Origin of the sequence: Flavihumibacter sp. ZG627 (genome assembly GCF_000814325.1) — a bacterium.
Taxonomy (GTDB): domain Bacteria; phylum Bacteroidota; class Bacteroidia; order Chitinophagales; family Chitinophagaceae; genus Flavihumibacter.
The window spans coordinates 71,259-92,590 of record NZ_JPHF01000012.1; the positions used below are offsets into that span (position 1 = coordinate 71,259).

At 44.1% G+C, this 21,332-nt stretch carries 17 protein-coding genes; 6 read left to right on the plus strand and 11 right to left on the minus strand.

Features of this window, described 5'->3' with window-relative positions; genetic code table 11:
* Window positions 1-133: 133 nt before the first annotated feature.
* The 9 genes from HY58_RS17250 to deoC all read right to left on the minus strand — a co-directional run bounded on the left by HY58_RS17250 (window position 134) and on the right by deoC (window position 9,581).
* Window positions 134-772, minus strand: coding sequence for a T9SS type A sorting domain-containing protein (locus tag HY58_RS17250; RefSeq protein ID WP_039134956.1), 639 nt, complete (start codon window positions 770-772; stop codon window positions 134-136).
* Window positions 773-981: 209 nt separating this feature from the next.
* The gene (locus HY58_RS17255) at window positions 982-2,109 is read right to left on the minus strand and encodes a T9SS type A sorting domain-containing protein (protein ID WP_039134958.1); all 1,128 of its coding nucleotides are present in this window, start codon (window positions 2,107-2,109) and stop codon (window positions 982-984) included.
* Between the two features lie 163 nt (window positions 2,110-2,272).
* Window positions 2,273-3,142, minus strand: coding sequence for a succinate--CoA ligase subunit alpha (sucD, locus tag HY58_RS17260; protein ID WP_039134960.1), 870 nt, complete (start codon window positions 3,140-3,142; stop codon window positions 2,273-2,275).
* 63 nt (window positions 3,143-3,205) lie between these two features.
* The gene (locus tag HY58_RS17265; RefSeq protein WP_039134962.1) at window positions 3,206-4,015 is read right to left on the minus strand and encodes an ABC transporter ATP-binding protein; all 810 of its coding nucleotides are present in this window, start codon (window positions 4,013-4,015) and stop codon (window positions 3,206-3,208) included.
* 22 nt (window positions 4,016-4,037) lie between these two features.
* Window positions 4,038-4,775: an ABC transporter permease gene (locus tag HY58_RS17270; RefSeq protein WP_039135098.1), complete on the minus strand. Its 738-nt coding sequence runs from the start codon at window positions 4,773-4,775 to the stop codon at window positions 4,038-4,040.
* A 26-nt stretch (window positions 4,776-4,801) separates the two neighbouring features.
* Window positions 4,802-7,147, minus strand: a complete 2,346-nt coding sequence (locus HY58_RS17275) for an NADP-dependent malic enzyme (protein ID WP_039134965.1) — start codon at window positions 7,145-7,147, stop codon at window positions 4,802-4,804.
* Between the two features lie 55 nt (window positions 7,148-7,202).
* A complete protein-coding gene (locus HY58_RS17280) occupies window positions 7,203-8,393 on the minus strand; it encodes a M20 family metallopeptidase (protein WP_039134968.1) in 1,191 nt (396 codons plus the stop codon).
* Window positions 8,394-8,432: 39 nt separating this feature from the next.
* Window positions 8,433-8,861, minus strand: a complete 429-nt coding sequence (locus tag HY58_RS17285; protein ID WP_039134971.1) for an SPOR domain-containing protein — start codon at window positions 8,859-8,861, stop codon at window positions 8,433-8,435.
* A gap of 45 nt (window positions 8,862-8,906) precedes the next feature.
* Window positions 8,907-9,581: a deoxyribose-phosphate aldolase gene (gene deoC, locus HY58_RS17290; RefSeq protein WP_039134973.1), complete on the minus strand. Its 675-nt coding sequence runs from the start codon at window positions 9,579-9,581 to the stop codon at window positions 8,907-8,909.
* An 85-nt stretch (window positions 9,582-9,666) separates the two neighbouring features.
* On the opposite strand from deoC, the gene HY58_RS17295 reads away from it, so the two are divergent.
* The 4 genes from HY58_RS17295 to HY58_RS17310 all read left to right on the plus strand — a co-directional run bounded on the left by HY58_RS17295 (window position 9,667) and on the right by HY58_RS17310 (window position 15,233).
* Window positions 9,667-12,747: an amidohydrolase family protein gene (locus HY58_RS17295; RefSeq protein WP_039134976.1), complete on the plus strand. Its 3,081-nt coding sequence runs from the start codon at window positions 9,667-9,669 to the stop codon at window positions 12,745-12,747.
* Window positions 12,748-12,757: 10 nt separating this feature from the next.
* Entirely contained in the window at window positions 12,758-14,062 is a 1,305-nt protein-coding gene (locus HY58_RS17300) for an amidohydrolase family protein (RefSeq protein WP_039135101.1), read from the plus strand.
* Window positions 14,063-14,309: 247 nt separating this feature from the next.
* Window positions 14,310-14,750 carry a hypothetical protein gene (locus HY58_RS17305; protein ID WP_156123740.1) on the plus strand — a complete coding sequence of 147 codons (441 nt, stop codon included), beginning with the start codon at window positions 14,310-14,312 and terminating at the stop codon, window positions 14,748-14,750.
* A gap of 63 nt (window positions 14,751-14,813) precedes the next feature.
* Window positions 14,814-15,233: a hypothetical protein gene (locus HY58_RS17310; RefSeq protein WP_156123741.1), complete on the plus strand. Its 420-nt coding sequence runs from the start codon at window positions 14,814-14,816 to the stop codon at window positions 15,231-15,233.
* 20 nt (window positions 15,234-15,253) lie between these two features.
* On the opposite strand, the gene HY58_RS17315 is transcribed toward HY58_RS17310, so the two are convergent.
* On the minus strand, window positions 15,254-16,132 hold the full coding sequence (locus HY58_RS17315; protein ID WP_082022210.1) for a DUF1080 domain-containing protein: 879 nt from the start codon (window positions 16,130-16,132) through the stop codon (window positions 15,254-15,256).
* 65 nt (window positions 16,133-16,197) lie between these two features.
* Window positions 16,198-19,527, minus strand: a complete 3,330-nt coding sequence (gene secA / locus HY58_RS17320; RefSeq protein WP_039134985.1) for a preprotein translocase subunit SecA — start codon at window positions 19,525-19,527, stop codon at window positions 16,198-16,200.
* A 212-nt stretch (window positions 19,528-19,739) separates the two neighbouring features.
* Here secA and HY58_RS17325 point away from each other — a divergent pair, with 212 nt between their 5' ends.
* Together HY58_RS17325 and atpG are read left to right on the plus strand one after the other, a co-directional pair.
* Entirely contained in the window at window positions 19,740-20,249 is a 510-nt protein-coding gene (locus HY58_RS17325; RefSeq protein WP_039134987.1) for a hypothetical protein, read from the plus strand.
* 129 nt (window positions 20,250-20,378) lie between these two features.
* Window positions 20,379-21,260, plus strand: a complete 882-nt coding sequence (atpG, locus tag HY58_RS17330) for an ATP synthase F1 subunit gamma (RefSeq protein WP_039134991.1) — start codon at window positions 20,379-20,381, stop codon at window positions 21,258-21,260.
* Window positions 21,261-21,332: the final 72 nt, after the last annotated feature.

Genomic DNA, 21,332 nt, shown 5'->3' on the forward strand with positions numbered 1-21,332 from the left:
TCGAGTGCATACCACCTATTTTAGTACAAGTTATCAAAAAGAGTACTAAAGGTAGATGCTGCCATCCACTAATTGCATACGCAACCATTTCAACCTGCACTACCTTAACGTTCTTTTAAGGCAGGCCAGGATCTTATTGTTTTATAAAGCGCCTGTTAATGATTTTATCACCCTTCTTTATGAGCATCATATAACTTCCATTATGGAGGGCGGTGATGTTAAGAGGATATCTTGTAGTGCCTGGAATCACTTGCAGGCTGCCGTATGAAAAACTTCTTCCGCTCATGTCGATGATATCTATTTTGACTTTTGATTCTTCACCACTGCTGATCTGCAGGTTAAGCTGGTTTTGTGCAACTGACGGGAAAATATTATCTACAGCCAGGTGGGTGCCATCCATTTTAACGAGAATGGTTTTGGTATAAGTGGTATTTCTGTTAGCATCTACAAGTTTGATCCTGTAATAATTATCGCCGCTAAAAGGATCGGTATCACTGTACCAGTAACGGGTGTCTTCTTTCTTGCGAAGGGGAACTGTTGCCAGTTTTTCATAGTTACCATTGCGGGAGTTGCTTCTCTCAATTTCAAACCATCCATTGAGCAGTTTGGCACTTGCTATCCATTCGATCTTAACGTTGCCATTGAATGGGGCAGCCATAAAATTTCTAAGCTTAAGTGTGGTTGCTGGGGTTACTGTATTTGCCTGGGTGCTGGCAGGTATGAAAAATGTAGTTGCAAGCGAGAGTAATCCCGCAGTTAAAAGCGTTTTCATTTCCGGTAGTTTACAAAAGGTGTACGAATAAATTTCCTGGTTCAAGGACTTGGAAACTGCTACCGGTTTTTCAGGGGAATGTAGTGGAGTGAGTGCTAAAGTATAAACCCTTTGCTGGAACTGCAAGTGTGTTATGGTTGAATTCGACGAATGGGCAAAAAATAACCGCCTGCTGGAGGCGGTTATTGCTATTAAATCCCGGAAATCATTTATTGTTTGATGAATTTCCCGGTGATAATTTCGTTTTCCTGTGTCAGCCTCACAGTATAGCTGCCGCTGTTAAGCCGGCTTATGTCGAGAGGGTACGACTGGCTACCTGTAGCAACAACAATCTTTTTTTGTATAACCATTCTGCCATAGGAATCAAAAACAAAAACTTCGGTTGGCTGACTGGAGGAACTGCTGACAACGAGATTCACCTGTGTATTTGCAACAGAGGGGAAAAGGTTGTCGAGTGCAAAATGAGCACCACCAACAGCTACTTTAAGAATTTTTGTATAGGAGACGCGACCATTCTCATCGGTTATACGAAGGCGGTAGTGGCTGACGGGTTTAAGGGGGCTCTCATCCGTGAATGAATAAATTGCTTCTCCAATGGCTTTGGCAGGCAGGGTAGAAATGGTGTTGAATCCGCTGTTTCCTTTGATACTGCGTTCAACCTCGAATTTTGAATTCATATGGGTGGCAACACCGGTCCAGCTAAGGTTGACTTTCCCATTGCGGGGAACAGCTGTGAAATTTCGGGTGGTGACGGGGAGGGTTTCAATTGAAGGAGCGACAATAATACCATCAATATAATTTTCTCGATCAGTGTTTCCATTTCCAGAAATTATTACAAAACGTATTGAAATGGTTGTTTCACCGGCAGGTACTATAACAGGTGTTGCAGCATAAGGACCATCATTCCACGCAATAGCTCCACTCGTTGCAAGTACTGGAGAAATTGCAAAATTACTCCAGGTGCCGCCTTCATCAAAGGAGTATTGAACTAAGGTTGTAGCCCCTCCAGAGGGTCTTCTGAATTCAAAGCCAATCACAACAGTTCCAAAATTAGTAATGGGTATATTGGAGATTGTAAAAGATTGAGTTTCTTGTGATGTAGTTGTTTTTAGTAAAACTGCCGAGCCACCTTGGGTACTAGATGTTGGAGGAATTGCTACTGAAGCCCCCGCAGTACCTGAATAATTTGAAGCCGGCAATCCTGATGTCCATCCTGTATAGGTATTGACAGATGGTGACGTTCCTGTTCCAACGTTTTCAGTGAATACACCTAGCTGCGCCTTTGCCTGTAATACCAATAAAGTTGCGGAAATAATAAGAGTAAAGATTCTTCTCATCTTGTTTGATTTAAATGATTAACTGGTTCGGGAAGAGGCAGTCGTCATTACCTTTTAAGAGGTAGAAGGAAATTCGAAGGATTGGAGAAGATTACAGACTGCTAATATAAGTAAAGCGGCCCGTTTAGGGGCCGCATTACAATATTTTAATGTCAACTATTTATTATTTCAGGACTTCTGCCATTTTCCTACCGATGTCGGCAGGACTTTGAACAACATGTATCCCACATTCGTCCATGATCTTCATTTTTGCCGCAGCGGTATCATCGGCTCCGCCAACAATAGCGCCGGCATGGCCCATCCTTCTACCTGGAGGAGCAGTTTGTCCCGCAATAAAACCCACTACTGGTTTAGTTCCATTTGCTTTTATCCACTGAGCGGCTTCTGCTTCCATACTTCCACCTATCTCACCTATCATAACAATAGCTTCTGTTTGCGGGTCATTCATTAATAATTCTACTGCCTCCTTGGTGGTTGTTCCGATGATTGGATCGCCACCTATTCCAATAGCAGTTGTAACTCCCAGTCCGGCTTTTGCAAGTTGGTCGGCTGCCTCGTAGGTAAGGGTGCCGCTTTTTGAAACGATACCCACTTTACCTGGAATAAAGATCATTCCGGGCATGATACCCACTTTACATTCGCCGGCAGTGATCACACCCGGGCAGTTGGGTCCAATAAGGCGTGAGTTCTTTCCAGCCATAAAGTTTTTGGCTTTAACCATATCCTGCACGGGAATGCCTTCTGTGATACAAACAATAAGTTGGATACCCGCGTCAGTTGCTTCCATGATGGCGTCAGCTGCAAATGCAGGTGGAACAAATATGATAGAAACGTTGGCACCCGTTGCAGTTACTGCTTCTGAAACAGTATTGAAAACAGGACGGTCCAGATGCGAACTTCCGCCTTTGCCGGGTGTTACTCCACCAACTACCTGGCTGCCGTACTCGATCATTTGGGTGGCATGAAAAGTTCCTTCCGTACCTGTAAATCCCTGTACAATTATCTTAGAATCTTTATTGACTAAAACGCTCATATGGCTTGGTTTTAATATGTAGATACCCTGATGGGGCCGAATCGGGGGCAAAACTAAGGGAAATTATTTCATCATGTCTTCCATGTTGCGGTTTTCATCAATTTTACCGGTTTGTTCCAGCATTCGCATATCCTTAGCATCGCGAAGGAATTCTGATGCAAATATGAAATCATTCAACCGTTGGTTCTTACTGAAAATGATCTCCTTATTATTTCCTTCCCATTCTTTCACGCCCTGGTACATATAAATGATTTTATCGCCAATTTCCATTACACTGTTCATGTCATGGGTATTGATAACTGTGGTAATATCATATTCAAGGGTTAACTCTTTAATGAGCTTGTCAATTACCAGTGAGGTCTGCGGGTCGAGTCCGGAGTTAGGCTCATCACAAAAAAGGAATTTTGGATTAAGCACTATGGCTCTTGCAATACCCACCCGCTTTTTCATACCTCCGCTTATTTCGGCGGGAAATTTCTTGTTTGCCCCTTTTAATTCAACCCTGTCGAGTACTTCGTTTACTCGCTTTCTTTTTTCTGCGAGTGTCCAGTCGGTGAACATGTTAAGGGGGAATTGGATATTCTGTTCAACGGTGAGACTGTCGAAAAGGGCTGATCCCTGGAAGAGCATTCCTATCTCTTTTCTTATCTCCTTCCGATCTGCATCCCCCATAGTTGTAAAATCTTCACCATGGTAAAGAATTTTGCCTGCATCCGGTTTAAAGAGTCCTACCAGGCATTTCATGAAAACGGTTTTACCGCTTCCGCTTGAACCTATTATCAGGTTGCATTTACCTGCCTCCATTACAGCGCTTACATCGTTGATAACGATCTTCTCACCAAAGCCTTTTTTCAGATTCTGAACTTCAATCACAGTTAATAAGTTGAGATTTGAACTACAATAGGATTGCTGCCAGTAAATAATCGGCAAACAGGATCAGTACACAGCTTACAACCACTGATTTTGTACTTGCCCTGCCGATCTCAAGTGCGCCGCCTTTTACATGGTATCCATAATAGGCAGGAACGCTTGAAATTATAAATGCGAACACATAGGCTTTCACCATTGCGAAGAACACATTATAGGGTAAAAAGGATTGCAGAAGTCCCTTATCAAAATCGGTTGTTGAAAGTATCTGTGCGGCTGAACCGGCTATCCTTCCACCCCAGATGCCAAGGGCAGCCGATATTACTACAAGCATGGGTATTACCAGCAGTGCTGCAACGATCTTTGGAAGAACCAGGTAAGTTTTTGTATTGATCCCCATGATCTCCAGGGCATCGATCTGTTCGCTTACCCGCATATTCCCCAGTTCACTTGCGATTTTTGAACCCACAACACCAGCAAGAACGATGCAGACGAGTGTGGGAGCAAATTCCAGCAATACAGTGTCGCGTACGATCTGTGCGATGGATGACTTTGGAATAAGGGGACTAACCAACTGGTAGGCTGTCTGAAGCGTTGATACGGCACCCATGAAAATAGAAATTATCACCACAATTCCAAGCGATCCTATTCCGATATCAGCGCATTGATGCATGAATTCTTTCCAGTATACTTTGCTGTTCTCTGGCTTTGCGAACATGCCTTTCAGCATTAATAAGAAGCGACCTATTTCAGTGAATAATTTCATTCGTTGCTGGCTTGTTGCGTAAAATACTATATATCTTTCGATACTTTGCTGAAGCGTTTCCACCATTTGGATTTGGTAACAATACCTGCGGTATCTGTTTTGCCGCATTTTATCTGCGCATCAATAACTGCCACCAGTGCCATATTAAAAATGCTGCGTACTGAACTTCCCAGTTGCAATACATGTACCGGCTTCTTCATTCCCATTAATATGGGACCCACTGCATCGGCCCCACCTACTTCCCTTAGCAGGTTGTAAGCAATGTTGCCTGCTGCGAGGTTAGGAAAAATGAGCGTATTAACATCTTTGTCAACAAGTTCACTGAAAGGGTAATTCTCTTTCAGTATATCCTTATTGAATGCTACACTTGCCTGCATTTCTCCATCAACAACCAGGGAAGGATTTTTTTCCTTAACGATCTTACGTGCGCTGGCCACCAATTGTGCCTCCGGTGATGCGCTGCTTCCGAAATTAGAATAGCTGAGCATTGCGATCCGAGGAGTGAGGTTGAAATTCCGCACCTCCTTGGCAACCATTAATGTTATTTCTGCAAGTTCTTCGGCGGTTGGATTAAAGTTAACCGTTGTGTCTGCCATAAAGATCGGCCCCTTTTTGGTAAGCAAGAGGTACATCCCGGCAATTTTCTTTACCCCTTCCTCGGTACCTATTACCTGTAAAGCGGGACGAATGGTTTCGTCATAGTTTCTTGTCAATCCGGAAATCATCGCATCTGCATCTCCTGTTTCCACCATCATGCAGCCAAAATAATTCCTGTCTTTCATGATCTTGAAAGACTCATATTTATTCATTCCTTTTCTCTGACGCTTCTGGAAAAACAACTGGCCATAAAACTTCCGCCTGTCCTCTTCTGCGTCGCTCCTTGGATCGATGATGGGCAATCCTTCCAGGTCCAGATTATTTGCTTCAGCAATACTCCTGATCTTTTTTTCATCTCCTAACAGAATAGGATATGCGACCCCTTCCTCAAATACGATCTGTGCTGCTTTAAGGATCTTAAGATTATCGGCTTCCGCAAATACCAGTCGCTTCGGATCACGCCTTGCCTTGCTGCCAATAACCCGCATAAGCTGGTTATCGAGTCCCAACCGGCGGTTGAGCTCAACAGCATAAGCATCCCAATCAGCGATGGTGGTGGTGGCAACGCCACTTTCAATTGCAGCCCTTGCTACGGCCGGAGCAATGGTGGATAAAAGACGTGGGTCTAATGGTTTAGGGATGATGTATTCGGCACCAAAAACGATGTTGCGCTCATTATAAGCGAGGTTAACGATATCGGGAACAGGTGTTTTTGCGAGATCGGCCAGTGCATGTACCGCAGCCAGTTTCATGGCTTCATTGATCTGCCGGGCCCTCACATCGAGGGCGCCACGAAATATGAACGGGAATCCCAATACATTGTTAACCTGGTTGGGATAATCACTTCTGCCTGTTGCCATGATGATATCTTTTCGGGCGCTCACAGCCATATCATAAGTGATCTCAGGATTAGGATTTGCCATCGCAAAAACGATCGGGTTTTTTGCCATGCTCTGCACCATTTCACGTGTAACTACATTGCCTACACTAAGCCCAAGAAAAACATCGGCATCCTTCATCGCTTTTTCCAGGGTCCAGTCCGTTCCCTTTATTGCAAATGGTTCTTTATCTTTTCCCAGGTCAGTTCTTCCCTGGTGTAAAACGCCATCTTTATCAAATAATATGAAATTTTCATAGCGTGCACCAAGTGAAACATAAAGTTTAACACAGGCCATTGCAGCTGCGCCGGCACCATTTATTACAAACTTTACTTTATCGATCTTTTTCTTTTGCAGCTCCAGTGCATTGAGTAGAGCGGCCGAACTAATGATAGCCGTTCCGTGCTGGTCGTCATGCATCACCGGAATATTGAGTTGCTCCCTCAACTGCTGTTCTATATAAAAACATTCCGGAGCCTTTATATCTTCCAGATTGATGCCACCAAAAGTTGGTTCCAGGGATTTCACAATCTCAACAAACTTAACAGGATCCTTTTCATTTATCTCGATATCAAAAACATCGATATCGGCGAAAATCTTAAAGAGTACGGCCTTTCCTTCCATCACGGGTTTACTTGCTTCAGGTCCAATATCCCCTAAACCAAGTACTGCCGTACCATTACTGATTACTCCTACCAGGTTTCCCTTGGCAGTATATTTATATACATTTTCTTTATTTGCGGCGATCTCGAGGCAGGGCTCGGCTACGCCTGGGCTGTATGCAAGCGAAAGATCACGCTGGGTCTTAGCTTCCTTAGTGGGTACTACTTCAATTTTGCCAGGTTTGCCCTTTGAATGATATTCCAGGGCCTGAAATCTTCTGGTTTCTTTACTCATACAGATATTTTATGGGGCACGGTTGTTTTGAGGGGTGCAAAATACGAAAATGGTATCAGGACGGGTAATTGGCAGTAGCGCCTAGCCATGCCATCATTGCTATTCCGGTGGAGATGGCATCTTCATCTATATTGAATGTTGGTGTATGAACACCTGAACTGATGCCTTTTTCAATGTTCATTACCCCCAGCCTGTAAAAGCATCCTGGGATCTGTTGGGAATAATAGCCAAAGTCTTCGGCACCCATTCGGATCTCGGTTTCTTCTACCCTGGAAGAACCCAGCAATTCAACTGCTTGCTCAACGGCCACAGTATGCAGCATTTCATTATTATAAACGGTGGGATATCCGATATCTATATGCAGGTCAATTTCTGCACCCATTGCAGTTGCCAGTCCTTCTACAATATTCCGGATTAGTTCATGGGCTTTATAACGCCATTCTTCGTCCATGGCCCTGAATGTTCCCATGAGCTTAACTTCATGTGGAATAACATTTGTTGTATGCCCCCCCTGGAAAGAGGTAATTGACAACACGGATCGCTGCACGGGGTCAGCATTTCGGCTGATCACCTGCTGTAAAGCAATTACTAAATGCGATGCAATGAGGATTGGGTCGGCCGTGGTATGAGGTGCTGCAGCATGGCCCCCTTTTGCCTTTATAGTAATATAGATCTCATCGGCGCTTGCCATTACTTTTCCACTCCGGAAGCTCACTTGCCCTACCTGCATTTGCGGGTGAACATGCATGCCAAATATTGCCGCAGGCCTTGGATTTTCCAATACTCCATCCCTGATCATTAGACTAGCACCACCCGGGTTCTTTTCTTCACCGGGCTGGAAAAGAAGCTTAATGGTTCCTTCCCAATCTCCTTTCAATTCATGGAGGATCTTTGCGGCTCCCAGGAGGCAGGTCGTGTGAACATCATGTCCACACGCATGCATGATGCCATTTTTGGTGGACTTATAAGGAATATCATTTGCTTCCTGGATAGGAAGGGCATCCATATCGGCGCGAAGTGCAATGGTGCGGGAGGAGGGATTGCGCCCCTCAATTATTCCTACCACACCTGTTTCAGCCATAATGGTAAAAGGAATACCCTGCTTTTGCAGAAAGTCCTGTATATAGGCGCTTGTTTCAAATTCCTGGTAGCTTAATTCAGGATTGGCATGAAGGTGATGCCTGATGGCAATAAATTCATCGGCATAGGTAGCTGCTTTTTGCAGAATGCTATCTTTTAATGACATTCCGCAAATATAGGGAGAAGCCATCAGCAGAGCGATGCATCAGCGTTCCCCACTTTTATCCGGGTTCACTTCAATGGTATCATTTACTATATATACATTCTGCTTGAATTCCCTGGCCAACTGACGCTGGTAGTTTTCTGCTTCATCGCGGGTCTCAAAATTCCCCACCCGCAGGCGGAAATAAGGACTTTGATAAAGGAGGTATGCTTTAAGCTCCGGATAGAGACGATACACGGTGGTTTTTGCTTCAATAGCCGCATTCCTGTCGGTTGTATTGATCACCTGTATCCGAAAGCCTTTTGCGGTTCGTCTTGCATTGCGGGTGGTGTATTCATTTATCTCTACCTGCTTCTGTATTAAAAGATCTATCCTGGAATCTTTCTGTACCGTTAATGTATCGCCAGGCAATTGCCCAAAAGCAGCCAGTGTAACTAAAGCCAATGTTATCATCATTGCAAAGGGTTTCATATAGGTGGTTTTATCAAATTCCCCGCCAAACTCTATCTGTAGACGTTAATACCCACCCAATTGGTGGTCAGGTGCTCCGGAAACAATAGCAACGCTTGAACTGCACCCAAGTCGGTTGGCTCCTGCATTAACCATGGCGATGGCTGTGGCATAATCGCGGATGCCTCCCGATGCCTTGATCCTGACGGAGGCGGGGAGATGTTTTTTCATGAGGTGAACGGCTTCAATACTGGCTCCTTTTTCGGCGTAGCCAGTGGATGTTTTCATGAAATCAATGCCCAGCGGCCCGAGCTTTTCACAACAGGAAATGATCTCTTCGGGGTAAAGGATTCCGGATTCAATGATAACCTTCAGGATGCGGCCTTTATTGTGGCAAACCTCCACGAGCAGGCTTACTTCTTTCTGGAGATAGGCGTAGTCTGCCTGCCTTAACGCAATAAGATTTATTACCATATCTATCTCATGGGCGCCATCCACAATGGCCAGTATTGTTTCCGCCACCTTGGCTTCCGTAGCAGAATAACCAAAAGGAAATCCTACCACCGTTGCGATTTTTACATTGGTGGGGGCCAGTATAGTGGCAGCTCTTTTAACAAAAGGTGGTGGAACACAAACTGCAGCAAAGCCATATTGAACTGCTTCTGAACAGCATTGTTCAATTTCTGCAATGGTTGTTGTGGGCTTAAGGATCGTATGATCAATGGATGCGGCGATGTTCATAAACAATATATGCCGTTGATAAAAATCGGTAATCGAAGTTATACCATTTACTTATATTCGGCGATAGCTAAATAAACTAACACTCATGAGAAGGCAAACCCTGTTTCACCACGGGCGAAGGCTTACGTCCTTATTGGGCGGACTGCTTTTAGCGTCCCTCGTTCATGCACAGCCGACCTTTCCGGTCAATGGCATAGCAGAAGAACGTCAATCTACTTACGCATTTACAAATGCCACCATCGTTACCAGTGAAAAGACCACCCTTACACCTGCAACACTTGTTGTAAAAGATGGGCGTATCACTGCCGTGGGTACCAATGTACCTGTTCCAAAAGAGGCCATGGTGATCGACTGCAAAGGAAAGTTTATCTATCCTTCCTTTATTGATATCTACAGCGATTATGGGATGCCGGTAGTGGAGCGGCAGCAGCGCGGATTTAATTTTAATGCACCTGCCCAGTTAACCTCTAACCAGAAAGGGCCATATGGCTGGAACCAGGCCATCAAATCAGATGTTTCCGCTTCAACCATTTTTGTTGCGGATGATTCTAAGGCAAAGGGATTACGTGACCTGGGTTTCGGAACGGTATTGACCCATCAGAAAGACGGTATCGCCAGAGGTACAGGTAGCATAGTAACGCTTGCCAATGAAAAGGAGAATAAGGTGATACTAAAAGACAGGGCCAGTGCTCATTACTCTTTTAACAAAGGAAGCTCCACACAGAGTTATCCTGGTTCACTAATGGGTGCAATAGCATTGTTGAGGCAAACTTATATTGATTCCAAATGGTACCAGAAAAACCAGGATAAGGAAGGCCTTAACCTGAGTCTCCGTTCCTGGAATGATAACCAACCTCTGCCGCAGGTATTTGAGGCCAATGATAAATGGAATGCCCTGCGTGCCGATAAGATAGGTGATGAGTTTGGTGTACAGTATATTATTAAAGCTGGCGGAAATGAATACCAGCGCATCAGCGATATGGCCGCCTCTAAGGCAGCATTCATCCTGCCACTGAACTTTCCGCAGGCAATGGATGTTGATGATCCTAATGATGCCCGCTTTGTTTCCTTATCTGATATGAAACACTGGGAACTGGCCCCAACCAATGCCGCTGCTTTTGAAAAAGCAAATATTCCTTTCTGTATTACAACGGCTGACCTCCGTGATACTAAACAGTTTATGGCAGCATTGCGCAAAGCTATTGAGCACGGCCTATCTGAAACCAAAGCACTTGAAGCCCTTACAAAGACCCCGGCAACCTTGTTGGGATTGTATGGTGAAGTCGGAAGTCTTGATGCAGGCAAACTGGCCAATTTCATTATAACTTCCGGACCCGTTTTTGCAGAGAAGACAACAATATTTCAAAACTGGATACAAGGTGAGAAATATGTGTTGAATGAATCAGGATGGGATGCAGCGGCAGGACAGTATACCATAAATCTGAATTCAGATAAAGGCACAACAAAATATTTGCTTGATGTAAAGAATAATAGCAGTGCACAGGTGCTTGATAAAGATACCTTGCCTGCCAGGTTCAGTTTTGATGGCAAAATGGTTCGAATAAGTTTTCCTGAAAGCAAGCAATCCAAAAAGAATATTCGTTTGAGTGGTGCCAGAATTGGTGATGAATGGCATGGCAGTGGTGAGGATGCTAATGGAAATAAAGTGCTTTGGATGGCTAGTCTAACAAAGGCAGCTACTACCAAAGAAGACAGTGCAAAGAAAAAATCATTACCTCAATTGACAACCGTAACCTATCCATTCAACGGATATGGATGGGAAAAGGCACCTGCCCGGGAACCTATCCTGATCCGAAATGCTACTGTATGGACAAACGAGAAGGAAGGTCGCTTGGAGGGTGCAGATGTGATGGTGAAGAACGGAAAGATAACAGCCATAGGCAAGGGACTTGCAGATGGCGGTGCAACAATTGTTGATGGCACCGGGAAGCATCTAACTGCAGGTATAATTGATGAGCATTCTCATATTGCTGCAGCATCCATTAATGAGGGGGGGCAGTCAGTTACGTCAGAAGTTCGCATTGCAGATAACCTTAATCCGGATGATATCAATATCTATCGCCAGCTCAGTGGCGGGGTAACTTCTTCACATATACTACATGGCTCTGCAAATACAATCGGAGGCCAGACCCAGCTTATAAAGTTACGTTGGGGTGCAAATGCAGAAGACCTGAAATTCGCCAATTGGGATCCTTTTATCAAGTTTGCATTAGGAGAAAATGTGAAGCGTTCCGGAGCATCCCAGAACAACCGTTTCCCTGATTCACGAATGGGTGTGGAAGAGGTGCTGATGGATGCATTTACACGTGCGCTTGATTATGACAATGCTGTTAAAGCAGCTTCTTCATCGGCAAAGGGAAAAAAATCTGTGGCTACTGATCCGTGGACTGTTGTGCGTCGTGATCTTGAGCTGGATGCATTGGCCGAGATCATAAATAAAAAGCGTTTCATTACCTGTCACTCTTATGTGCAAAGTGAGATCACAGCGGCTATGCGGGTAGGTGAGAAGTTCGGTTTCACATTCAATACATTTACGCATATACTGGAAGGCTATAAGGTAGCTGATAAGATGAAAGATCATGGCGCCAGTGTTTCCACTTTCAGTGATTGGTGGAATTATAAAATGGAAGTAGTAGATGCCATCCCCTATAATGCTACGTTGATGCACCAGGTAGGGCTTAATGTTGCCATTAATTCCGATGATGCGGAAATGGCCCGTCGCCTTAACCAGGAGGCAGCAAAAAGTGTAAAATACGGCGGCATGAGTGAGGAAGATGCTTTGAAAATGGTGACACTCAATCCGGCAAAAATGCTTCATGTGGATGACCGTGTGGGAAGCATTCGTGTGGGAAAAGATGCTGACCTGGTATTATGGTCCGATAACCCGCTAAGTATCTATGCAAAGGCTGAAAAAACCATCGTTGATGGTATCGTTTACTTTGATCGTGAAAAAGACAAGGAACTGCGCGCTAAGATTGTAGATGAACGCAGCCGGCTCGTTCAGAAAATGATGGGAGAGAAAAAGGCCGGTATGCCTTCACGACCAGCTGAGGCAAGCATGGAATTGATGCATACCTGCAGCGACCATTATCATAATCATGGTTTGCTTGTAGTAGATGCAGATGAAATCAACGGTAACAATTAAAGGCAAAAAAATGAAGAAATTATTATTCACTATATGTTGTGGTTTATTATTGACCACTTCAAGCCATGCACAGGAAAACGTTTACCCTGCTAAGGAATATAAGGGGTTATTATTTATTACGAATGCAACCGTTCACGTTGGGAATGGACAGGTTATTGAGGGGACAACCATTGAGGTCCGCAACGGAAAAATAGATAAGATTGGAAAGGATATACCGGTTCCGCAAGGTGACGTTAAGGTTTTTGATGTGAAGGGAAAACATGTTTATCCCGGGCTTATACTCACCAATTCACAGCTCGGCCTGGTAGAGGTTCCAAGTGTTCGCGCTACTGTAGACAGCAGGGAGATCGGTGATCTGAATCCTTCTGTCAGGTCCATTGTTGCTTACAACACTGATTCCAAGGTTATCAACACTTTAAAGAGTAATGGAATATTACTTGCCAATGTGGTTCCTTTGGGAGGCTTGATCAGCGGATCATCTTCAGTGGTACAACTAGATGCATGGAATTATGAGGATGCAGCCTATCGCATGGAGAATGCCATCCATTTCCGTATGCCCAGCCTGATAAACCGGCCAAATCCATTTGCAGCTTTTATGGGTATTGTTCCCCAAACGGATCCTTTGAAAAGAGGTATGGAACAAATTGCTGAAGTCAAAGCTTTTTTCAGGCAGGCACAGGCTTATGCAAATACTTCGAAGCCCCATTCCACCAATCTTAAATATGCTTCTGTAAAAGGCCTCTTCAACAAGAGCCAGAAACTATTTGTGCATTGTGACATTGTTAAAGAGATGCTTGTTGCCGTTGATTTCGTGAAGGAATTTGGGATGGATGTTGTGATTGTTGGCGGAAGCGAAAGTTACCAGATTGCACCGCTCCTTAAAGCAAATAATATAGCTGTGATCCTGAATCAACCCCACAGTTTGCCAACCATGCAGGATGATGATGTAGACCAGCCTTACAAAACTGCTGCAGCATTACAGAAAGCAGGTGTCCTTTTTGCCATCAATGATGAAGACGGACAAACAAGAGGTCGTAACCTTCCATTCAATGCAGGAACAGCGGCTGCCTACGGCCTCACAAAGGAACAGGCGCTGCAGGCCATAACCCTGAACGCTGCAACCATACTAGGAGTAGGCGACAGAACAGGTTCCATCGAAGTGGGAAAGGATGCAAATATTGTTGTGAGTGAAGGTGATATTCTTGATATGCGCACCAGCCTTGTTACCCACGCATTTATCCAGGGCCGCCATGTTGATTTAACCGATAAGCACAAGCAGTTATATGAGCGTTACAAACAGAAATACGCCAAATAGGTAATGAGTTCTTTTTTATTAAAGCCAGGCAATCTGCCTGGCTTTTTTTTTGTCAATGGGTTACTTTTTCGTAGTTTCGATATTAATCAATGAGGATTATTCATTTCCTCCATCCGCTTTGCTTCCATAAAAGCAGATTGCTTTCCCTCAACATTTGCCCACATAGTGTAACGAATTTTTGTTTGGCTTAAATGCTACTAACGTGCTGCTGTACAAAAAGCATTCTTAACCAAAAAAATGTTATTGTATGAAAAGGCAAATTCTTTCAATTGTATCGTTGCGTTTTATGATCGCAGCAACCGTATTGACGGCATCATCGGTTACAGGTGCTGCACCTTCTTTCCCTTCGGGAAACCCAGTGTTGGCGCTCGATTCCATCGTGGATGAACAACCCCAGGTAAGTTATCTTGGTAGTGATGAGGAGTATTATTACTTCCGGATACAGTTCATCAACAGTGATGGCTCGCGGAATGAAATTACACTACGCGATAAATCAAATGGTACCGTCCTCTATAGTGATAATTTCACTTCACCAATTTTTCTAAAAAGGATCGCTGTTCCCAGAGATATTACTTTTTTGCAGTGGGAGCTGGAGAAAAAGAGTGGAAAGGGAAAACCTTACAAAACTTACCAGAGTTTTACTACAGAAGTAAAGAAGCGCGAAGAAGTTTACGTTACCAGGCTCTAAGTGATATTTATCACCTTTTTACTTTTTCCTTCGTAGTAACTTAAAGAATTAAAATCCTTAGTTATGAAGCGAATGAAATTGTTGATTGGTCTGGCACTGCTGATGGTCATTGGTTTCTCGGCATGTTCTTCTGACGATGATCCTGTGCCTACTGATAATTCCCTCATCACTAGTGGTGGGTGGGTTGTTCATCTGTATACTGATGATAATATTGATGAAACATCACATTATACCGGCTATACATTCGTGTTTGGGAATGGTGGTAATCTGGCCGTTTCCAAAACCGGAGTTTCAGTTACTGGTACATGGGGAATCCGAATGGATGATGGAAAAAAGAAACTGGACATTGCTATGGTCACAACAGATGCTGACCTCCTTGAACTTAACGATGACTGGGTTATAAAATCACTAACCAGCAGTCTTATAGAGTTAGAGGATGATAATGCTGCATCTGGTGAAGTACTTCATTTCCAAAAGAAGTGAACCTTAAAGGGAAAGTAAATTCATAACCAATATGGTCCCGTTGTATTCGGGACCATATTGGTTAACCTAGGAATGTTTTTGCAGTGAATGAATAACCTTACGTAGTTTTTCGGATTGTTTTTGTATTTCCCAAGGTCTAACAATTCTACTTTCCTGAATTCAACCGGATGGCTTTCGGCCTGGAGTGAAATGTACCCTTCCTTTATTGTTTGTCCACCAGAAAGTTTTGCTTTCTGTACCCATGGATCTTTGCCATCATATTGAGGTTGCATAAAACGTAAAACAGTATCCCCCTCAATGATATGTTGAACAATTGAATCGCCAAGCACGAACATTTCAGCCCTTACCCATTGGTCACCATGATATGTTTTAGAAAGTGAATTCACGCAGTGCGGGGTAAAGAGTTTGCCATCCATCACAACATTTGTTCCGGGCGTACACAGGTTTCCTGTTGAGCGCTCGTCTTTTCCATTCCCACCCAGGAACTGGGCTTCCAGTGAAATGGGGAAGTCTTGCTCCAAAGACATGCTTTCGGGCGATTGACCATGTAGCATGGCCCCACTGTTTCGAATTGCCCAGCCTGGACCATCTTTGCATTGCTGGCCAGTAAAACGGTATTCCACTACCAGTAGATAATAGGAGAAGGAGCGGTCATAAAAAATATGGCCATATTGCTCCTTGAAACTATCATACTGGTCGTAGTTCACCGTCAGCTTCCCGTCCACAACCCGGAATGTATTGGCATAATTTTCATTCAGCGGATGATCCTTGATTTTTATTTTCCAGTTGGTTAGGTCCTTGCCATTGAAGAGTTGAATCCATTTGCCATGCTTCGTTTTTTTCTGTGCCATTGATGCTATCGAAAGCATAATTAGCAGAAGGGTTGTTAACAGTTTCATAGCAGGAAGTTAAGTATAAAAAAAGGTGCCCCGAGGGACACCTTGTAAAAATATTTGACTGGTTATCAGAGATTGCTTCCGTGACAGTTTTTGAACTTCTTGCCACTTCCACAAGGGCATGGATCATTTCGCCCAACTTTGGGTCCCACCCGAATTGGCTCCCGAACCACTGGTCCGCCCGATGGATCGAAATAGTCATTCTGGTTGGCGGCATAATCATCTCCTTTGGCTTCTATCTCCTCTTTATTAGCCTGCAATTTACTCATGTCGGTTTTCTCTTCATGACCTTCGCGGATGATATCAGCTGGTCTTTGTTGTTCCATTGGTATTCCGCTATGGCTGAGGAAGGAAACAATTTCCCTATTAACCTCGCCATCCATTTTACGGAACAGTTCAAATGCCTCAACCTTATAAATTACCAGGGGATCTTTCTGTTCGAGATATGCCGTTTGAACACTTTGTTTGAGGTCATCCATTGCACGCAGATGTTCTTTCCAGGCATCATCTATTAAGGCGAGTGTGATAGAGCGCTCAACAGCATTTACCAATTCACGGCCATCTGTATCAAGTGTTTTCTGCATATTACTTAATACACTTACTGCCTTTCTGCCATCGGTGAATGGCACCACAACATTTTCTATATGCCCTCCCTGAGTAGTCCTGATATTCTGAAAAACGGGCACAGCCTGAATACGCAATGCATCCATCTTTCTTTGATAATTTTCGGTGGCCTCGTTATATAGTCTGTCTGATAATTGCTGTGCGTTTACAGACTTGAATTCATCTGATGTGATAGCCGTGTCTATACCAAAGTTTACGATGGCCGCAAGTTTAAAACCTTCAAAGTCTTCCTGCTCCTTGAAGGAGCTGATTAGGCCTTCTGCTACACCATAGAATGCATTGTCGAGATCAAGCGCCAGTCGTTCGCCAAAGAGCGCATGCTGGCGTTTCTTATACACCACATTCCTCTGCTTGTTCATAACGTCATCGTATTCAAGTAGACGTTTACGGATACCGAAGTTATTCTCCTCAACTTTTTTCTGTGCTCGTTCGATACTCTTCGTGATCATACTATGCTGTATCACTTCCCCTTCCTTGTAACCCATTCTATCCATGAGGGAAGCGATACGGTCTGAACCAAACATTCGCATCAGGTCATCTTCCATCGAAACATAAAACTGTGAAGTACCCGGATCACCCTGGCGACCGGCACGGCCTCTCAACTGGCGATCGACGCGACGGCTTTCATGTCTCTCTGTACCTATGATCGCAAGTCCACCTGCATCTTTAACACCCGGCCCGAGTTTTATATCTGTACCCCGACCCGCCATGTTAGTGGCTATTGTTACAGCTCCGGCAAATCCGGCTTCTGCTACAACCTGTGCTTCACGGGCGTGCTGCTTTGCGTTCAATACGTTATGCGGAATTTTTTTAACCTGCAGCATTCTGCTGAGCAATTCACTTACCTCTACTGAAGTAGTACCTACAAGCACCGGACGGCCAGCAGTACGTAGGTTTTCGATTTCATCAATTACTGCAGAATATTTTTCGCGCTTGGTCTTATAAACAAGATCCTGCTGGTCTTTACGTATCACCTGCACATTGGTTGGGATATTCACCACATCCAGTTTATAGATATCCCATAGCTCTGCTGCTTCTGTTTCTGCAGTACCGGTCATGCCTGCAAGCTTGTGGTACATCCTGAAATAATTCTGCAGCGTAATGGTTGCATATGTTTGGGTGGCAGCCTCGATCTTCACATTCTCCTTTGCTTCAATGGCCTGGTGAAGTCCGTCAGAATAACGCCTTCCTTCCATGATACGGCCTGTTTGTTCATCTACTATCTTCACCTGTCCGTCTATCACTACATACTCAACATCTTTGTCGAACAACGTATATGATTTGAGCAACTGGTGGATGGTATGGATGCGATCGGCCTTTAGGGTATATTCATTTAGCAATACTTCCTTACTGTGAAGTTTTTCTTCGGCGCTGGCATCACTGCTTTCTATTTCGCCAAGTTTTACACTGATATCAGGGAGTACAAAAAAGTCGGGATCTTCTCCTGATTTGGTGATCATCTGGATACCGCGATCAGTAAGGTCAACTGAATTGTTTTTTTCATCAATATAAAAAAACAGTTCTGAGTCAACCTTCGGCATTTCTTTCTGCTGGTCAGCCAGGTAATAGTTTTCTGCTTTCTGCAGTTTCACCCTGATACCGGGCTCGCTGAGGAATTTGATCAGGGCACTGGTTTTTGGTAAGCCTCTGTACGCACGCATCAGCGCCATTCCCCCATCCTTGGGATCATCATTTCCCTCACTGATTTTTTTGCGTGCCTCATTCAGGAATTTATTTACCACTTGTTTCTGCGCTTCAACCAGCTGAAGAACCCTTGGCTTGAGAAGGTGATATTGTTGTTCATCGCCTCTAGGAACCGGACCAGAAATGATAAGTGGAGTTCTGGCATCATCAATCAATACGGAGTCAACTTCATCTACCATGGCGAAATGATGTTTTCGCTGCACCATTTCTTCCGGACTATGAACCATGTTATCACGGAGATAATCAAAACCGAATTCATTATTGGTACCATAGGTGATATCAGCATGGTAGGCTGCTCTTCTTTCTTCACTGTTTGGCTGGTGCTTATCAATGCAGTCAACCGTCAATCCCAGCCATTCGAAAATAGGACCATTCCATTCAGAGTCGCGGCGTGCCAGGTAATCATTCACGGTAACGATATGAACACCTTCGCCAGCCAGTGCATTCAGGTAGGCGGGAAGGGTAGAAACGAGGGTCTTACCTTCACCTGTTGCCATTTCTGAGATCTTGCCGGTATGTAAAACATAACCACCGATCAACTGAACATCATAATGAACCATGTTCCAGGTAACTGTACCTCCACCCGCTGTCCAGGTGTTGCTGAAATTGGACTGGTCTCCTTCAATGGTGATATGTTGTTTATTGACAGCGAGTTTGCGGTCAAGATCAGTAGCAGTTGCTGTAAGCACGGTATTTTCCTTAAAACGACGGCCGGTTTCCTTTACAACGGCAAATGCTTCAGGGGCAATTTCTTTAAGGATCTCCTCAATATGCTCATTCCGCTTTTTGCGAAGTTTATCAACTTCCTGGTAAATGGTGTCTTTGCCGGTAAAATCATTAAAAGGAAGTGCCTCTGCTGCAGCATTTGCTTCTGCGATCTCTGCATCAACAGCTTTCAGGTGATCCTGGATACGCTGTTTGAATTCTCTAGTTTTGGCCCTAAGCTGGTCATTGGTCAAGGACTGATAAGTAGTGAAATATTCGTTAACCTTGGCTACAATCGGTTGGATGATCTTTACATCTTTCTCTGATTTGCTGCCACCAAATAACTTCTGTATAAAACCTAACATGTTTTGGGTATTGTCTTATATAATAGTTCAAATGAGTTATAAACCTGTCAATTTCAATGCTACAAATCAAAAAAGGTCAAATTGACAGGGCGTCAAAGGTAATAAATCTGTATCAGGATTTGGCAATTTGATAGGGGTGTGTAGCGGCCTGTTGCTTTGATAAAAGGAAAGAATAGTGTAATTTGCCAGTTCCCATAAGTAAAAAAGAACACATGAAGTCTGTTATTCGTACGCTTACCTTATCAACCACCCTTATGATTGCCGTTTTCGGCCTAAATGCCTGCAGCGACAAAGGGGATGAAGAGAACCCTTATTTGTTCCCGGTTGATGTTCAACCTTCTCAATTCACTTTTTCAAGCGCAAACCTTAAATCGGGCGTCTGGAAAATAACCAAGCACCTCGTTGACCCGGCATATGATTATAATAATGACGGGAAGCTGGAAAACAACGCAATCCCCTTTTACCAGCAATGTGACAAGGACGATTACGTTATTTTTACCACTGACACCGAGGGAATCCAGCATGAGGGAACAAATGTTTGCGCAGGTGAACCCCAGCAAAAGCCTTTCACCTGGAGTTGGGAAGAGGGTACTAAAAGACTATACATTTCAACAGGTACTTTCCTGACCATATATAATCTTACCGCTACAGAGTTTGTTGTAAAGAGGGTCTTTAGCCAGGGTGGAAAAAATTACAACGAGTATATATATTATACCCATTAAGTAGTTTAAGCCAATAACAAAGAATTTCTTTTTTTACGGTAATAACCTAACTTTGCGCCCCATCAGGGTAGCTGAAACCTAAGCGGTTTTTGCTCCTGGTGGGATTTTTATTTAATAATTATTTGAGACATGTCAGGAGCACTAAAAGAGGTACGCAACAGGATCAAATCGGTACAAAGCACCCAGCAGATCACAAAAGCAATGAAAATGGTAAGTGCTGCAAAGCTGCGCCGTGCCCAGGATGCCATTATCCAGATGCGGCCCTATGCCAACAAGCTGCAGGAAATGCTCAGCAATATTGTTAGCAATACCGAAGGCGAGCTGGGTGGAACCCTCGCTACTGAAAGACATGTTGATAGGGTATTGCTGATCGTTATAACCAGCGACCGCGGTCTTGCCGGTGCCTATAATGCCAATATCATTAAAGCGGCCAAAGCGGTGATCGCAGAAAAATATGCCAGCCAGGCAGCAGCAGGCAATGTTGCCATTTGGAATATTGGTAAGAAGGGGTATGAATCCATGCTCAAATCCAATTATAAGGTGGATGCCACATTCAAGGATATCTTCCTTGATCTTCGTTTCGAAACGGTTCAGGCCTGTGCACAAGCTGCAGTGAAGGCCTTTGAAGAGAAGCAGTTTGATCTGGTGGAGGTTGTTTACAGTGAATTCAAAAATGCAGCTACCCAGCGCTTTGTGGTAGAGCGGTTCCTGCCTATTCCCAAGGTTAAGCCCGCTGCTAAAGCAAAAAAAAGCGATTTCATCTTCGAACCTAATAAAGAAGAGTTGATTGCTGAACTGATGCCTAAGATCCTTAATACACAATTATACAAGGCGGTGCTGGATGCCAATGCATCTGAACATGGTGCACGTATGACAGCCATGGATAAGGCTTCCGAGAACGCTAACGAACTCCTGCGTTCACTGAAGATCAGTTATAACCGTGCCCGCCAGGCAGCCATTACAACAGAACTTACTGAGATCGTAAGTGGGGCGGCAGCATTGCAGGGTTAATATAGGGTCAGGATAAGAATTTCTGATTAGTATATTCGAATATTGATAATAGCGACCATTGGTCGCTATTTT

Excerpts from the sequence above, each read along its gene's own strand:
- atpG (WP_039134991.1), top strand. The coding sequence starts at position 20,379 with ATGTCAGGAGCACTAAAAGAGGTACGCAACAGGATCAAATCGGTACAA.
- HY58_RS17300 (WP_039135101.1), top strand. The coding sequence starts at position 12,758 with ATGAAGAAATTATTATTCACTATATGTTGTGGTTTATTATTGACCACT.
- HY58_RS17305 (WP_156123740.1), top strand. The coding sequence starts at position 14,310 with ATGAAAAGGCAAATTCTTTCAATTGTATCGTTGCGTTTTATGATCGCA.
- HY58_RS17255 (WP_039134958.1), bottom strand. The coding sequence starts at position 2,109 with ATGAGAAGAATCTTTACTCTTATTATTTCCGCAACTTTATTGGTATTA.
- HY58_RS17325 (WP_039134987.1), top strand. The coding sequence starts at position 19,740 with ATGAAGTCTGTTATTCGTACGCTTACCTTATCAACCACCCTTATGATT.
- HY58_RS17275 (WP_039134965.1), bottom strand. The coding sequence starts at position 7,147 with ATGAGTAAAGAAACCAGAAGATTTCAGGCCCTGGAATATCATTCAAAG.
- HY58_RS17315 (WP_082022210.1), bottom strand. The coding sequence starts at position 16,132 with ATGAAACTGTTAACAACCCTTCTGCTAATTATGCTTTCGATAGCATCA.
- HY58_RS17270 (WP_039135098.1), bottom strand. The coding sequence starts at position 4,775 with ATGAAATTATTCACTGAAATAGGTCGCTTCTTATTAATGCTGAAAGGC.
- secA (WP_039134985.1), bottom strand. The coding sequence starts at position 19,527 with ATGTTAGGTTTTATACAGAAGTTATTTGGTGGCAGCAAATCAGAGAAA.
- HY58_RS17310 (WP_156123741.1), top strand. The coding sequence starts at position 14,814 with ATGAAGCGAATGAAATTGTTGATTGGTCTGGCACTGCTGATGGTCATT.
- HY58_RS17295 (WP_039134976.1), top strand. The coding sequence starts at position 9,667 with ATGAGAAGGCAAACCCTGTTTCACCACGGGCGAAGGCTTACGTCCTTA.
- deoC (WP_039134973.1), bottom strand. The coding sequence starts at position 9,581 with ATGAACATCGCCGCATCCATTGATCATACGATCCTTAAGCCCACAACA.
- sucD (WP_039134960.1), bottom strand. The coding sequence starts at position 3,142 with ATGAGCGTTTTAGTCAATAAAGATTCTAAGATAATTGTACAGGGATTT.
- HY58_RS17285 (WP_039134971.1), bottom strand. The coding sequence starts at position 8,861 with ATGAAACCCTTTGCAATGATGATAACATTGGCTTTAGTTACACTGGCT.
- HY58_RS17280 (WP_039134968.1), bottom strand. The coding sequence starts at position 8,393 with ATGTCATTAAAAGATAGCATTCTGCAAAAAGCAGCTACCTATGCCGAT.
- HY58_RS17250 (WP_039134956.1), bottom strand. The coding sequence starts at position 772 with ATGAAAACGCTTTTAACTGCGGGATTACTCTCGCTTGCAACTACATTT.